At 64.5% G+C, this 15,853-nt stretch carries 12 protein-coding genes; 10 read left to right on the top strand and 2 right to left on the bottom strand.

Going from position 1 to position 15,853, the window contains the following annotated elements:
- Positions 1-59 precede the first annotated feature (59 nt).
- Entirely contained in the window at positions 60-2,480 is a 2,421-nt protein-coding gene (locus AB870_RS13650; protein ID WP_047905121.1) for a RelA/SpoT family protein, read from the top strand.
- A 21-nt stretch (positions 2,481-2,501) separates the two neighbouring features.
- Here the strand turns inward: AB870_RS13650 and greB are convergent, their stop codons facing one another.
- Entirely contained in the window at positions 2,502-3,062 is a 561-nt protein-coding gene (gene greB, locus AB870_RS13645; protein ID WP_047905120.1) for a transcription elongation factor GreB, read from the bottom strand.
- 208 nt (positions 3,063-3,270) lie between these two features.
- Between greB and AB870_RS13640 the strand changes: the two genes are divergently transcribed.
- Positions 3,271-4,170 carry a pirin family protein gene (locus AB870_RS13640; protein ID WP_047905119.1) on the top strand — a complete coding sequence of 300 codons (900 nt, stop codon included), beginning with the start codon at positions 3,271-3,273 and terminating at the stop codon, positions 4,168-4,170.
- Positions 4,171-4,206: 36 nt separating this feature from the next.
- On the opposite strand, the gene AB870_RS26785 is transcribed toward AB870_RS13640, so the two are convergent.
- Positions 4,207-6,870, bottom strand: coding sequence for a cation:proton antiporter domain-containing protein (locus tag AB870_RS26785; protein WP_053059370.1), 2,664 nt, complete (start codon positions 6,868-6,870; stop codon positions 4,207-4,209).
- A gap of 212 nt (positions 6,871-7,082) precedes the next feature.
- Between AB870_RS26785 and trxA the strand changes: the two genes are divergently transcribed.
- The 8 genes from trxA (at position 7,083) to kdpB (ending at position 15,791) form a co-directional block, all read left to right on the top strand.
- Positions 7,083-7,934 (top strand): thioredoxin, encoded by an 852-nt coding sequence (gene trxA / locus AB870_RS13630; protein ID WP_047908194.1) that lies wholly within the window; start codon positions 7,083-7,085, stop codon positions 7,932-7,934.
- A gap of 43 nt (positions 7,935-7,977) precedes the next feature.
- On the top strand, positions 7,978-8,367 hold the full coding sequence (locus AB870_RS13625) for a cupin domain-containing protein (protein ID WP_084663695.1): 390 nt from the start codon (positions 7,978-7,980) through the stop codon (positions 8,365-8,367).
- A 66-nt stretch (positions 8,368-8,433) separates the two neighbouring features.
- Entirely contained in the window at positions 8,434-9,021 is a 588-nt protein-coding gene (locus AB870_RS13620; RefSeq protein ID WP_047908192.1) for a P-loop nucleotide/nucleoside kinase family protein, read from the top strand.
- Between the two features lie 118 nt (positions 9,022-9,139).
- Positions 9,140-10,285, top strand: a complete 1,146-nt coding sequence (locus AB870_RS13610; RefSeq protein WP_084663693.1) for an amino acid ABC transporter substrate-binding protein — start codon at positions 9,140-9,142, stop codon at positions 10,283-10,285.
- A gap of 99 nt (positions 10,286-10,384) precedes the next feature.
- On the top strand, positions 10,385-11,356 hold the full coding sequence (locus tag AB870_RS13605; protein ID WP_237169941.1) for an amino acid ABC transporter substrate-binding protein: 972 nt from the start codon (positions 10,385-10,387) through the stop codon (positions 11,354-11,356).
- Between the two features lie 385 nt (positions 11,357-11,741).
- Positions 11,742-11,834, top strand: coding sequence for a K(+)-transporting ATPase subunit F (kdpF, locus tag AB870_RS13600; RefSeq protein WP_063389843.1), 93 nt, complete (start codon positions 11,742-11,744; stop codon positions 11,832-11,834).
- Positions 11,831-13,636 (top strand): potassium-transporting ATPase subunit KdpA, encoded by a 1,806-nt coding sequence (kdpA, locus tag AB870_RS13595; RefSeq protein WP_047905117.1) that lies wholly within the window; start codon positions 11,831-11,833, stop codon positions 13,634-13,636. Before kdpF ends, kdpA begins: the two co-directional genes overlap by 4 nt.
- Before the next feature lie 28 nt (positions 13,637-13,664).
- Complete coding sequence (kdpB, locus tag AB870_RS13590; protein WP_047905116.1) at positions 13,665-15,791, top strand: potassium-transporting ATPase subunit KdpB; 2,127 nt, start codon at positions 13,665-13,667, stop codon at positions 15,789-15,791.
- The last annotated feature ends 62 nt before the right edge of the window (positions 15,792-15,853 follow it).

The following is a 15,853-nucleotide window of genomic DNA, read 5'->3' as shown; positions in this document are numbered from 1 at the left end:
CGGGAGACTGCACTGATGCGATGTGACGCTCCGGGCCGCTCGACGATGCAGGTACACGTATGAGTCATGCGAAATCACCGGCCGCGTCCATCGCTGCGGATGAACCCAAAGCGGGGGAGCCCAAGCCCGAGCGCAAAAAGAAAAAGGGTGAGAGCGCCACGCGACAGTACATCGACGCGCTGTTGGAGCAATCCTATCGGCACCTCTTCGGTCCGACGGCAACGCCCGAACAGCCGCGCAAGCACGAGGTCGTCTCGATCGCCCGTCTGAAGGGCATGCTTGGGGAATACCTCAAGGAAAGCGACCTCGCGCAAATCAAGGAAGCCTTCCAGTTCAGCGACGAAGCCCATCTGGGCCAATATCGTCAGAGCGGACAGCCTTACATTACCCATCCCGTCGCCGTTGCCGAGATCTGTGCCGAGTGGAAACTCGACGCGCAGTCGATCATGGCCGCCCTGTTGCACGACGTGATGGAAGATCAGGGCGTGACCAAGGCCGAACTCGCCGAGCGATTCGGGCCGAAGGTTGCGGAACTGGTCGACGGTTTGTCGAAACTCGACAAGATGGAGTTTCGCAGCCGTGAAGAAGCGCAAGCCGAGAGCTTCCGCAAAATGCTGCTGGCGATGGCGCGCGACGTGCGCGTCATTCTCGTGAAGCTCGCAGACCGGCTGCACAACATGCGCACGCTTGGCGTGACGTCGACGGAAAAGCAGCGCCGCGTGGCGCGCGAAACGCTCGACATCTACGCACCCATCGCGCACCGTCTCGGTTTGAACAACACCTATCGCGAACTCCAGGATCTGAGCTTTGCGAATTACCACCCGCGCCGTTATGCCGTGCTCGACAAGGCCGTGAAGGCCGCGCGGGGCAACCGGCGCGAAGTGGTGGGCAAGATTCTCGACGCCGTCGAGAAGGCGCTCAAGGACGGCGAGGTGAGCGCCGACGTCTTTGGCCGCGAGAAGACACTCTTCAGCATCTATACGAAGATGCAGGAAAAGCAGTTGTCGTTCTCGCAAGTGCTGGACGTGTACGGGTTCCGTGTCGTCGTCGAATCGAATGCACAGTGCTATCTGGCGCTCGGCGTGCTGCACGCGCTCTACAAGCCGGTGCCCGGCAAGTTCAAGGACTACATCGCGATTCCGAAGGTCAACGGGTACCAGTCGTTGCACACGACGCTCGTCGGCCCGTTCGGCACGCCGATCGAATTCCAGATCCGCACGCGCCGCATGCACGAGATCGCGGAGGCGGGCGTGGCCGCGCACTGGCTGTACAAGAACGGCGGCGCGGACATGAACGACGTGCAAAAGCACGCGCACCAGTGGCTGCAATCGCTGCTCGACATTCAGAGCGAGACGGGCGATTCCACCGAATTCCTCGAACACGTCAAGATCGACCTGTTTCCCGACGCCGTGTACGTTTTCACGCCGAAGGCGCGCATCATGGCGCTGCCGCGCGGTGCGACGGCGCTCGACTTCGCGTATTCGGTCCACAGCGATCTGGGCAATCAGTGCGTGGCCGTCAAGATCAACAACGAGTTGCTGCCGCTTCGCACCGAGCTGAAGAATGGCGACATCGTCGAAGTGATTACCGCGCCGTATTCGAAGCCGAACCCCGTGTGGCTCGGCTTCGTGCGCACGGGCAAGGCGCGCTCCGCCATTCGCCATTACCTCAAGACGATGCGTTTCGCCGAGTCGGTGCAGCTTGGTGAGCGTCTGGTCGAGCAGGCACTCAAGGGCTACGGCCTGACGATGAGCGAGATTTCGCCGGAGACGTGGGACAAGCTCGCCCAGTGGACGGGCAACAAGGATCGCCAGGACATCTTCGCGGATATCGGACTGGGGCGCCGTGTGGCGGCGGTCATGGCCAAGCGTCTCGCTGTGCTCTCTTCGGGCAAGGAAGGCGAGAACGACGATAGCCCGGACGATCCGGATTCCCCGCGTACCGGTGACGAAAATGTGGGACCGCCCGTGCTCATCACCGGCACGGAAGGCATGTCGGTGCAATTCTCGGCGTGCTGCAGGCCGATTCCGGGCGACGCTATCATGGGTTACATCGGTATTGGACTCGGCATGGCGATTCACACCACAGATTGTCCGGTCGCGCGCCGCATCCACCGCAAGGACCCGACCCGCTGGATCGACGTGGCGTGGGCGCCACAGCCGGGCCGGTTGTTTGACGTCGGCATCAAGGTGCTGGTGCATCACAACCGGGGCGTGTTTTCGCGCGTGGCGGCGGACATCACCGCCTCGGACGCGAACATCGTTCATATCGGTATGGACGAAGTGGTGCCGGACGAATCGGCCACGCTGCGTTTCCTCATTCAGGTGAGCGACCGCGTGCATCTGGCTAACGTGATGCGCCGAATTCGTGTGAACCCCGACGTGATGCGAGTGGCGCGCGAACGCCCGAGCGAGCGGCACCAGGAAGAAATTCACGCCAATCACGCCATGCGCATCGCGCGCGAACGCGGCAACTATTGAGCGCGGGCGGGTGCCGCGCCGCTACTCCGACGGCGGATAGCGCACGTCCAGAATTTCGATCTGATCGAGGCCGGCGGGCGTGCGCAACGGCACCGTATCGCCGATCTTCGATTTGGTGATGGCGCGCGCGATGGGCGAAATCCAGCTGACATGCCCCCGGTCGAGATCGACCTCGTCGATGCCGACGATCATGATCGTATGCTCGTCGCCCTTGCCGTCGGCATATGTCACCTGCGCGCCGAAAAACACCTGATCGACGTTTTCCTGACGGCGCGTGTCGACCACCTCGGCATTATCCAGGCGCCGCGTCAGAAAGCGGATGCGACGGTCGATCTCGCGCAGCCGCCGCTTGCCGTAGATGTAATCGCCGTTCTCCGACCGGTCGCCGTTGGACGCCGCCCACGACACGATTTTCACCACCTCGGGGCGTTGATTGTCGATGAGGTCCAGCAGTTCGTCCTTCAGGCGACGATAGCCCGCCGGTGTAATGTAGTTCTTGGTGCCCGGCGGAATCTCCGGGGCGCCGGCGTCGAGATCGTCATCGTCGTCGCCGTTATCTTCCTTGACGAAGGCCTTGTTCATAAGTCGATGCACGCGACGCGCGCGTGCCAGAAGCGTTGCACAATCCTTGCATTATAGGAGCGATGCCGCCTCCGCATGCGCGAAGACACGTATTTGCGCGAGGGCAATCACGCGCAAGTGTCATGGAGCCCGCCCGCAATGTCCTCTACAATCGGGCGGCAAGCCCACGAACGTGAAACGTACACGCAGCCCGCAGGAGAGTCGCGCCATGACCGAATCCACGAGTCCATTCCTTGCCGTGCTCAAGCCGCATCTGAGCGATATCGGCGCCTTCACCGTGCAACGCAGTCTGCCCAGTCTTGCGTTCAAGACGGTCGGGCCGTTCATCTTCTTCGATCACATGGGCCCGGCGACGCTCCCGCCCGGGCAAGGCATGGACGTGCGTCCGCACCCGCATATCGGGCTGGCGACCGTCACCTATCTGTTCGACGGCGAGATCTGGCACCGCGACAGTCTCGGCAGCGACCAGCGCATCACGCCGGGTGCGGTCAACTGGATGACGGCCGGGCGCGGCATCGTGCATTCGGAGCGCACGCCGCCGGACGTGCGCGAGCGCGGCGGTGACGTGCACGGCATCCAGACGTGGGTCGCGCTGCCGCGGGCCGACGAAGAGACGGAGCCGTCGTTCGCACATCACGATGCGGCGTCGCTGCCGGACATCTTCCTGCCGGGCGTTCACATGCGCCTTATTCTGGGTGAGGCCTTTGGCGAGAAGGCGCCCGTGAAGGTGTTTTCCCCCATCTTTTATCTGGCCGTCGAAATGGAACCCTGCGCCGCATTCGTGTTGCCGCCCGAGTATGAGCAGCGGGCGGTCTACACCGTGCAGGGCGAGGTGACGGTCAATGACGAGGCGTTGCCCGAACACCGCATGGGTGTGCTGGCACCGGGCGGCGACGCGCGCATCGTGGCAGGCGAGAAGCCGGCGCGGCTGATGCTGCTCGGCGGCGCGCCGCTCGATGGCGAGCGCTTCATTTTCTGGAACTTCGTGTCGTCGAGCCGGGAGCGCATCGAGCAGGCGAAGGCCGACTGGACGGCGCAGACGATGGGCAAGGTGCCCGGGGAGACGGAGTGGATTCCGCTGCCCGAACGCAAGCAGTCGGCGACCTGATGCCGGCCGCTGGATACCGGCGCCGCACGCCGCACGTCAGGCACTGAGCACGATGACCGAGCAGTGTCGCTCTTCCAGCAGACGATGCGACACCGCACCGAAGTTGAGCCGGTCACCAAAGCGCGGCTGCACGCCCAGCACCAGCAGATTGTGTTTGCCGTGACGGATCTGGTGGAGCACAGCCTCGTCGATCCTGCCGCCGGCGAGCAGCCGCGTGCGCAACTTCACGCCGTTGCGCTCGGCCAGTGAGTGCAGGTTCTCCATCATGGCGGCTTCGGCGGCGTCCGGGCGCAGCGCCCGAGCACGCCAACGGCGGTGCAGCATGCCGGGCGCCACGCGCGCGGAGACATGCAATGCCGTCACCGGCGCGTCGGCGGCCCGTGCGAGCGTAATCGCCAACTCAGCCGCATGCCGCGAATAGTCGGTCCCCGAGACCGGCACGAGGATATTGAGCGGCGCGTCCGGCTTGCGCACGTGATCGCCATGTGCCAGTACGATGGCGATGGCCCCGTCGAACGCCTTGGTGAGCGGCAGCACACCGGTTGGCAAGGGTAACGGCGGGACATCGGAGTCCGACTCTTCACCGGGAGCGTCGAACCCGGCGACCACGAACCCGTAACCCTTGGCGATTTCGTCGGAGATACGGGTGGCTTCATGGCTGCTGTCGGGGTGCGCCGCTTCCTGCTCATGAGCGGTGTCCGAAGGATCGTTCGCCACGAATTCGCCTTCCTCCGTGGCTTCGCTCACGCGCTTGTCGTCGTGCGCTTCGCCGACAGGTTCGTGCCTCGGCGCGCGTTCATGCGATCGATCCGATTGGGCGGACCTGGCGGACCTGGCGGGCCTGGCTGACTTGCCGGAGGCGGTGGATTCAGCGAATTCAGCGGACTTGCCGGCGTCGCCCGATTCGCAACTCTCCGACGCGTTGTCCCGCTTACCGCTCACATCGGCGTCTTCCTTCACCGGGCCATGCGGCAACTCGGGCGTCTTTTGCGGCGCCTTGCCAGTGCGTTCGCGCAAGATAAGACGAGCTGCCTCGCGCGCCTTGTCGTCGTTGTCGACAGGCTTGTCCTCCTTGACGCCAGGCGTGCCCGGCGCGCGCCCGATGGCCAATGTGGCAGCGGCGAGGGCGATGTCGTAGGCGTCGCGGCCGGCGCCTTCCTCATCGGTTTGCGAGGCAGACGCGGGCGCCGGCGTTGTGGCGTTGCGCGGATCGGCGAAGTTGCCGTCGCCCGCCGACGCCTTGACCTCACGCGCGGCCTTGCCGCCATCCGTTGGCGCCGGCGCCGGGGCGAGCACGGTGGCGAGCGTGCCGCGTACCCCCGACGTCAGCCCGGCGATCCATGCGGCAAAGCGCCCGTTCGCGCTGCCGTCGACGGCAGCCAGAATGCGCTCGACGTTCGGCAGGAAGTCCTTCTCCTCGGCCGCTTCCTTCTCCAGCCGCGCCTTTTCCTCCTCCGACAGCGGGATGCGAACGAGCGCGCGCCGCAATACCGGCGGCATGATAAGCGTGGTGATGAGCGCCATGATGACGATCATCGTGTAAAGATCCTTGCTCAGTACCCCGAGCGACAGACCGATGCTCGCCACGATGATCTCCGTCGAGCCGCGTGCGTTCATGCCGGTGGCCAGCGCGAGGGCTTCGGCGGACGACATGCCGCCCACGCGAGCGCCGGCGAAACATCCCGCGAACTTGCCGATGCTTGCAATCAGAATCAGTCCGGCGACCAGCCCCAGCATGCGCCAGTCGAGCAAAATGCTCAGATCGACGGACAACCCGGCCACCCCGAAGAACACCGGAGCGAAAAGCGCGACGATCAGCCCGCGCAGCCGCGCTTCGATCTGTTCGGTGAGAATCGGCGACTGGCCGATCATCACGCCCGCCATGAAGGCGCCCAGCGCGGTATGCACGCCGAGCTTGTCCGTGGCGAGCGCCAGCACGAACGTAATGACGAGAATGGCGCTGAGAACGGGCATCTCGATGGTGAAGCGGTCGTTCGTCCAGCGAATCGCCACGGCGACCGCTCGTTTGCCGACGGTAAAGCACAGCACGATGAACAGTAGCGTGCCGCCCAGACTGATCGACAAATGTCCGAGGTCGATGGAGCCGCTCGCCCCCAGACCGGCGATGGCAGCGATGATGATCCAGCCCGTGGTGTCGTCGAGAATGGCCGCGGCGAGAATGATCTGGCCGATATTGCGACGCAGATAGTCGACTTCGCGAATGACCATGGCCACGACCTTGACCGACGAAATCGACAGCGCCGTGCCGAGGAATAGCGACGTGACGAGCCGCGCTTCCGGGTGCGGCAACAGGCCGTCGGGCAAGTGCCAGCCCAGCGCGAAGCCGCACGCGAACGGGATCAGCATGCCGCCTGCGGAGGCGAAGATCGCCATGCGCTTCATGCGACGCACGAGGCCGAGATCCGTCTCGAGGCCGGTCGACAGGAGAAGCAGCAGCACGCCCAGCTCCGAGACGGCGTCGAGCATCTTCTTCTGGGCTTCGTTATCGGGAAAGACGGCGTGTTGCCAGGCGGGCAGGAGCGCCCCGAAGATGGAGGGGCCGAGCAGCACGCCGGCCAGCAACTGTCCCATGACAGCCGGTTGACGCAGGCGCTGCATCAACTCGCCGAGCAGTCGGCCGACGAGGACCAGCAAGAGCAGTTGCGTGAAGAAAATCGCCGTGCCGTGGCTTGCGTGCATGAGCCTCCCTGCCTGATGTAGGTCCGGTCGGGTATGTGACGCGACGCGTGGCCGGGGCGGGAACCCTCGGCACGCTTGCGCGTCCGTACCGTTTTGCCCGGTTTTGCGATTACCATGCTTCAAGCGGGCGGCCGTTTGCGATGACTTTCCATGCTTTGCCATGGGGCAGAGGCCGCCGTTCACGCAATTTACCACGCTCGATAGGACCTATGATCGATACCAATCTCGCCAGCTTCGACACCGACGTGCTGGCCGTCTCGCATCAGGTGCCCGTGCTGGCCGACTTCTGGGCCCCGTGGTGCGGCCCGTGCAATGCCCTCGGGCCGATGCTCGAAAAGCTGGAAGCCGAAGCTCAGGGACGCATCCGGCTCGTCAAGATCAATGCCGACGAAAACGCGCAGCTATGCGCCGAATATGGCGTGCGCAGCTTGCCTACGGTGGTGGCGTTCGTCGACGGCGAGCCCGTCGACCAATTCGTCGGCGCGCTGCCCGAAGGCCAGTTGCGCGCATTCATCGAGCGTATCGTGCCGAACCCGGCCGAGATGGCGCGCAAGGTCGCGCGCACCGCGTTGGCCGACGGGCAGCCGGCAGTGGCTCGCGACGCGCTGCAAGCGGCGCTCGCCCTCGATCCCGCACACGACGACGTGCGCCTCGATCTGGTCGACGTGCTGCTCGGGATGGGCGAGACCGAGGCGGCCCGCACGGAACTCACGCTGCTGTCGCCGCGCACGGCCGCGAGCGGCGACGCCCGCATAGCAGCACTCACCACGCGTATCGAAGCCGCGGAGCAGGCGAGCCACCTGCCGCCCGCGGCCGAATTGCTCGATCGTGTGAATGCCGATCCGGGCAACTTGCAGGCGCGTCTGGACCTCGCCAATCGCTATCTGGCCGATCGGGCTTTCGAACCGGCCTTGCAGACGTTGCTCGACATCGTGCAGCGCGACCGGTCGTTCGGCGACGACGCGGGCCGCAAGTCGATGCTGGCGATCTTCGATGCATTGGCCGAGAGCGACCCGGCGACCGTGGCGGCGTGGCGACGCAAACTGAGCGCGGCGCTCAACTGAGTCAATTGAGCGATCTCTTTCATCCGGACTTCCCGACAGACCCATGACGAATTCTTCTCACCTTTCTTCTTGCCCGTCGCTCATCACGTTCGCACCGGATCAGGCCGGTGAAGCTGTCTTCGACCACCCGGCGCAGGCCCGCCGGGTAAGCGGCAATCCGCAGCGTGTGACGCGTTCGTTCTACACCGATGCCCTCGGCGAATTCGACTGCGGCGAATGGACGTGCGAGCCGGGCGCCTGGCGCATTGCCTTTGGTGCGCATCGTCAGGAGTTTTTCTCAGTGATCGAAGGGCGCATCCGGATCAGCGATCTCAATGGCAATGCGTCGGAGTTCGGCCCGGGCGATGCGTGCGTCATTCCGGCCGGCTTCGAAGGGGTGTTCGAAGTCGTGGAGCCGGTGCGCAAGCACTTTGTGATGTTCGAGCGTCATTGAGTGACGCGGGGCACAAGTGAGGGCAAGCCGCTTGCAAGCGAGGTCATCCGTCACAAGAGGGGTCACATGACACGTCTGATCTTTTTCTGCGGTCACGCGGGAGCGGGGAAGACGACGCTCGCGAAGCGTCTCATCCGTCCGTTGATCGCACGCAGCGGCGAGGCGTTCTGCCTGCTCGACAAGGACACGCTGTATGGCGCTTACAGCGCGGCGGTGATGGGCGCACTCACAGGCAACCCGAACGACCGCGACAGCCCGCTGTATCTGGAGACGTTGCGCGAGCCCGAGTACGCCGGGTTACTCGAAACGGCGCGTGAAAACCTGCGTTTGGGGGTGAATGTCCTCGTGGTCGGCCCGCTGTCACGCGAGTTGCGCGAAGGTCTTCTGTTCGACCGGGCGTGGCTCGGCATCGACGACGACGTGGGGGTGCATGTGGTGTGGGTGGATCTGGACGAGGCGCAGGCAAAGGCGCGCATCGTGAGCCGCGGCAATCCGAACGACGCTTACAAACTGGAGCATTGGGACGAGTATCGCTTGCGGCGCTTTCTGCCTCCCGCGGCCGCCTTCCCCGGGCTGGTGCGATTCGACAACACGGCCCCGGCTCCCGAGGACGACGAACAACTGTTGCAGACGTTGCTGGCACATACGCGCTGAGACGTCGCGCCGGCAAATTAGTCCAAAGGGAATTGTCCGAAAACATGGAATAGGGCGCGGGGCCGGTGAATGCCATGACTAAGGTACGGGCATTTCCTTCCTTGGCTGCGCGTCGACCATGTCCCTACCGCCGGTGTCCCTGCCCGCTTCGTCATCCACGTCATCGCTCACGCCGTCATCTACCTCGCTGCACGCCCCGTTGCGGGGACCTGTCGCGCGGTGGCTTCGCGTTGTCGGTGTCTCGCTGATCGCCGTGGCATCGTGTACGGCCATCGCTGGCGGGCCGCCGATGGCGGGCATGCCGCGTCTGGGACCGGTGTTTCCGCCCGTGCCAGCGGCTGTGTCGATGCCGCGCGATGGCGCCGCGCACTCGCCCCTGCCGTTTGAGGACACCCCCACAACGGCACGCATTCGCGAGCGCGGCCGCATTCTTCTCGGCTATCGTCAGACGGCCGTCCCGTTTTCCTATGTCGATGCACACGACCAGCCGATGGGATTGGCGTGGGCGTTGTGTCAGCGCATCGTCCCGGCATTGCAAAAGGCCATGGGGATGTCCGAACTGCGCAGCACGCCGGTGCGAGTGATCGAACAGATGCGGGGGCCGCTCGTCAGGGGAGATGCGATCGATATCGACTGCGCCCCATCGACGGTCACTGCCGAGCGCGAGCAGCAGGTGGCGTTCAGCCTGCCGTATTACGCAGCCAACGTTCGTCTGATGGTCCGTCGCGGCGCGGGCATCGAAGGGATCGACGATATGCGCGGGCTGCGGCTCGCCGTCGTTCAGGGAACGACCGCCGAGCGGCTCGTGCGAGCGCAGCATGCCGGCACGGGCTTCCAGTTGCTAATGGCCCGGGACTACGACGACGCGTTTCGCATGCTGCGCGAGCGACGGGCACAGGCACTCGCCCTCGACGACGTCTTGCTCGAAGGCTTGCGCGCCACGAGCCGGACGCCGCACGCCTACCGGATCGTCGGCAAACCGCTCGCCGATGTCCCCGAGACCTACGCGCTGGTGCTGCCGAAAGACGATCCGGCCTTCAAGGCCCTGGTCGACGCGGCGCTCGCCGAGATGTTTCGCAGCGGCGAAATGGCACAACTCCAGCGCGAATCGTTTCATGCGGGCGTACCGCCCCACGGGCATTCTCTCGCGCTCGCCCCGTCCGCCGACGTGCTGGCGTTATGGGAAAAGGGGGCGGCTTACGGCGCGGAGCAGGAAGCGTCGGCCAAAAGCGTGCCACAGGCCACGTCGCCCGCCGGTTTCTGAGCGGGGGGCTTTGCATAAGCTAATGACAAAGGTTTCTTTGCCTGAAGCTGCGCATATCTGTAGATTCCTATCGTGCTGTCAATCCGATAGGAATTTGCTGTGAACGGTTTCAAGAAAGTCAACTGGAAAATCGCTGCCGGGCGCGTCGCGCTCGGCGTGTCCCTATGGTTCGCCGCGCAGGCGGGCGTCTCGACGGCCCTGGCCGCCCCAGCCAAGGGGGACGCCGTCGTCGCGCTGCCGAGCGCGAACGGCGAACTGACCGGCACCCTCAAGAAGATTCGCGACACGGGGCTCATCACGCTCGGCTATCGCGAAGCGGCCATCCCGTTCGCGTATGTGAACGACAAGGGCAAGCCGGTCGGCTACACGATGGACCTTTGCTACGCCGTGGTCGACGCCGTGAAGAGCGCGCTGAACATGCCGAACCTGCGGGTGCGCGAAATGTCGATCACGCCGCAAAACCGCATTCCGCTGGTGAAGAACGGCACGGTCGATCTCGACTGCGCCCCGAACACGATCACACCGGAACGCGCCGAGCAGGTCGGCTTCAGCAATCCGTACTACGTCTCGGAAGTGCGCCTTCTGGTCAACAAGAAGGACAACATCCGGGGGTTGGAGGATTTGAAGGGGCAGAACGTGGTCGCGTCGGCTGGATCGACCGGTGAGCGGCTGGCGCGCCTGCAAGCCGAGAAGGTCGGTTTTCGCGTGATTCCGGCACGCGACCACGGCGAATCGATGATTACGCTGGAGACGGGCCGCGCGAAGGCGTTTGCGCTGGACGACGTGCTGCTTGCCGGCTTCCGTGCCAACGCTCGCGATCCGGAGTCGTTCGCCATCGTCGGCGCGCCTTTGGAGACGGAACTCAACGCGCTGATGCTGCGCCGCGACGACCCGCAGTTCAAGCGCTTCGTGGACACGACGCTCGCTCACGTCTACACCTCCGGCGAGATCCGCCGTATCCAGCGCAAGTGGTTCCAGCAACCGATTCCGCCGCGCAACGTCAACCTGAACCTCGAACCCAGCAAGGAAGTGCTCGAAGTGTGGCACAAAGGGTCCACGGTGAACGAATGACGGTCGTCTGAGGTCCCCTCGCGGGGCACGGGTGCGAATCCCCCGGATCCTCCGAATCCCCCGTACCGCCGCTGAACGTTTGCCAGGCACGACGCAAGGCCCGCCGATCGCCATATCGGCGGGCCTTGTCGTTTACCCGTTTCGGCCCCGCGTTTACGCGTTGTTTACACCTCCTTTCCCCCTTTTGTCCCTGTCTTTACGCGCCGCTCCGTATCGTTCGTAACACGGCTGGCATGCGCATGCGAGGGCGCGTCGCGCCCGTGGCGTGCCCGGCCGCCACACGATAGGGAGTTGTCATGGACTGGTTATATCTCGGCGTGATCGCGGCGTTCGTTGCCACGACCGTCGGCTTTGTCGCGTTTTGCGCGTCCGTAGGGGGGCAGCAATGACAGCCATGTATTGGCTGAGCGGCGGACTCACGCTTGCGCTGCTCGCTTATCTCGTCTACGCGCTGTTCAAGCCGGAGGACCTCGCATGACCCTCAATGCCTGGATCCAGCTCGGCGTGTTTCTCGCCGTGCTGCTGGTGCTGGCACGCCCGCTCGGTCGTTTCATGGCCGATGTGCTTGCCGGTGAATCGCGCGTGAACCGCTGGTTGGCGCCGCTCGAACGCGGTCTGTATCGCCTGTGCGGCATCCGTGCCGAACAGGAAATGCACTGGCGCGGCTATGCCATCGCGCTGATCGGTTTCAACGCCGTGGGCGCATTCTTCGTCTATGCGCTGCAACGCTGGCAGGTCTGGCTGCCGTTGAACCCACAGGCGTTTGGCAACGTCACGCCCGACTCCTCGATGAACACGGCGGTGAGCTTCGTGGCCAACACGAACTGGCAGGGCTACGCCGGTGAATCGACCATGAGCTATCTGACCCAGATGCTCGGTCTGGCGGTGCAGAACTTCCTGTCGGCAGCGACGGGGATCGCCGTCGTGATCGCCTTGATTCGCGGCTTTGCACGCCACACGGCGCAGACCATCGGCAATTTCTGGGTCGACATGACCCGCATCACGCTCTACGTTCTGGTGCCGCTCTCGGTCGTTTTCGCCGCGGGCCTCATGAGTCAGGGGGTGATTCAGAACTTCGACGCCTACCAGGATGTGACAACGCTTCAGGTCACGCATTACGACAACCCGGTGCCTGGCGCAGACGGTCAGCCGAAGCTGGATGCGGCGGGCAAGCCGGTGACGGTGCCCGCGCAGACGCGCACGCAAACACTGCCGATGGGCCCGGTGGCGTCGCAAGAAGCGATCAAGATGCTCGGTACCAATGGTGGCGGCTTCTTCAACGCGAACTCGGCGCATCCGTTCGAAAATCCGACACCGCTGTCGAACTTCCTCGAAATCCTCGCCATCTTCCTGATTCCGGCGGCGCTGTGCCATACGTTCGGGCGCATGGTCGGCGACCGTCGTCAAGGGTTGGCGATTCTGGCTGCCATGACGATTGCGTTCTCGCTGGCGAGCGTCGCCACGGTATCCGCCGAACAGGCGGGCAATCCGGCATTGACGACGCTCGGCGTCGATCAGCAGGCGAGCGCCGCGCAGCCGGGCGGCAACATGGAAGGCAAGGAAACACGCTTCGGCATTGTCGCGTCGGGCATCTTTGCGACGGTGACCACGGCCGCGTCGTGCGGCGCGGTGAATGCGATGCACGACTCGCTCACGCCGTTGGGCGGTCTGGTGCCGATGCTGCTGATGCAACTGGGCGAAGTGGTCTTCGGCGGCGTGGGCTCCGGTCTCTACGGAATGCTTGTGTTCGCCATGCTTGCCGTGTTCGTCGCTGGCCTGATGATCGGCCGCACGCCGGAGTATCTGGGCAAGAAGATTGAAGCTTACGAGATGAAGATGGTCGCCGTGGCCGTCTTGATGACGCCATTACTCGTGCTGCTCGGCACTGCGCTCGCGGTGCTGGTGCCCGCCGGACAAGCCGGTGTGGCGAACCCGGCGACACATGGCTTCTCGGAAATTCTCTACGCGTACAGTTCCGCGGCGAACAACAACGGCAGCGCCTTCGCCGGACTGTCGGCCAACACGCCGTTCTACAACACCACGCTGGGTATCGCGATGTGGTTCGGCCGCTTCTGGGTGATCGTGCCGGTGCTGGCGATTGCCGGCGCACTGGCGCGCAAGAAGCGCATTGCCGCCACGTCGGGCACATTGCCCACGCACGGTCCGCTGTTTGTTGTGCTGCTGCTCGGCACGGTACTGCTGGTAGGTGCGCTCACCTACGTGCCGGCGCTTGCACTCGGACCGGTCGCCGAACATCTGGCGATGATCGGCGCGCATTGAACCATGAAATGAGGCATTCGAGGCACTCATGAATCAAACCTCAGGAAATATCGTCGCCCGGCAGTTGGGCGAGGGGCATGCATCGGCGACGAAGTCGATGTTCGACCCGGCCATCGTGAAACCGGCCATCACGGACGCGTTCCGTAAGCTGCACCCGCTCACCCAGGCCAGAAACCCGGTGATGTTCGTGGTGTACGTCGGCAGTCTGCTCACGACCGTGCTGCTCGGCATGGCCGTGGCAGGCCACGCCGAGGCGAGCGCGCCCTTCATTCTCGCGATCACGCTATGGCTGTGGTTCACGGTGCTGTTTGCGAATTTCGCCGAAGCGCTGGCCGAGGGACGCAGCAAGGCGCAGGCCGCGTCGCTGCGTCGGGCGAAAAAGAACGTGCCGGCCAAGCAGTTGCGCTCGGCGAGTCGTGACGCACAGTGTCTGGTGATCGACAGTGCCAGTCTGCGTCGCGGCGACTTCGTGCTGGTCGAGGCAGGCGACGTCATTCCGGCCGACGGCGAAGTCGTCGAAGGGGTGGCGTCCGTCGACGAGTCGGCGATCACGGGCGAATCCGCGCCGGTGATCCGCGAGTCGGGCGGTGACTTTTCGGCCGTGACCGGCGGCACGCGCGTGCTCTCCGACTGGATTGTCATGAAGGTGAGCGTCAATCCGGGCGAGGCATTTCTCGATCGCATGATCGCGATGGTCGAAGGCGCGAAGCGTCAGAAGACGCCGAACGAAATCGCCCTCACGATTCTGCTCGTCGCCCTCACGCTCGTGCTGCTTCTCGCGACCGCGACGCTGCTGCCGTACTCGATCTACAGCGTATTCGTCACGCATGCCGGCAATCCGGTCACGATCACGGTGCTCGTTGCGCTGCTGATCTGTCTGATTCCGACGACCATCGGCGGACTGCTCTCGGCCATCGGTGTGGCGGGCATGAGCCGCATGATGCAATCGAACGTGATTGCCACGTCGGGCCGTGCGGTCGAAGCGGCCGGAGACGTGGATGTGCTGCTGCTCGACAAGACCGGCACGATCACGCTGGGCAATCGTCAGGCGTCGCAATTCGTGCCAGCGCCGGGTGTGGACGAGCGCACGCTGGCCGATGCCGCGCAGCTCGCCTCGCTCGCCGACGAAACACCGGAGGGCCGCAGCATCGCCGTGCTCGCCAAGCAGCGCTTCAATTTGCGCGAGCGCGAAATGAGCGGACTGAACGCGCTGTTCATTCCGTTCACGGCGCAAACGCGCATGAGCGGCGTGGACCTCGCCGGCAAGCAAATCCGCAAGGGCGCGGCCGAAGCCGTGAAGCGGTACGTGCAAGCCACAGGCGGCCTGTGGCCGGCGGCGCTCGCCACGGCGGTGGACGACATCGCGCGCCGCGGCAGCACGCCGCTGGTCGTGGCCGAGCAGGATGCCGACGGCGCCCGCGCGCTGGGCGTGATCGAACTCAAGGACGTGGTCAAGGGCGGTATCAAGGAGCGCTTCGCGGAACTGCGTCAGATGGGGATCACCACGCTGATGGTCACGGGTGATAACCGTCTGACGGCAGCGGCCATCGCGGCGGAAGCGGGCGTGGACGATTTCCTCGCCGAAGCCACACCGGAAGAAAAGCTCGCCACGATCCGCAAGTTCCAGGCCGAAGGCAAGCTGGTGGCAATGACCGGCGACGGCACGAACGACGCGCCGGCGCTCGCGCAGGCGGACGTGGCCGTGGCGATGAATTCGGGCACGCAGGCCGCGAAGGAAGCGGGCAACATGGTCGATCTGGATTCGAATCCGACCAAGTTGATCGAGATCGTGGAGATCGGCAAGCAGATGCTCATGACCCGCGGCAGCCTCACGACGTTCTCGATTGCGAACGACGTGGCGAAGTACTTCGCGATCATTCCGGCCGCCTTCGCGACGACGTACCCGCAACTCGATGCGCTCAACGTGATGCGTCTTGCCAGTCCGTCGTCGGCGATTCTGTCGGCGGTGATCTTCAACGCGCTGATCATCGTCGTGCTGATTCCGCTGGCGCTCAAGGGCGTGAAGTATCGCCCGCTCGGCGCCGCGACGCTGTTGCGCCGCAATCTCTTCGTCTACGGTCTGGGCGGGATTCTGGTGCCGTTCGTGGGCATCAAGATCATCGACATGCTGATCGCCGCGCTGGGCTGGGCCTGACACGCAAGGTATCCGGAAGCCAGGGCCCGCGGGACACATTACTGAAACTCCAAGGAATTGAT

The organism is Pandoraea faecigallinarum (genome assembly GCF_001029105.3).
GTDB classification, from domain to species: Bacteria; Pseudomonadota; Gammaproteobacteria; order Burkholderiales; family Burkholderiaceae; genus Pandoraea; species Pandoraea faecigallinarum.
Note: the sequence above shows the minus strand (reverse complement) of the source record. Positions and strands in the feature narration are given on the sequence as shown.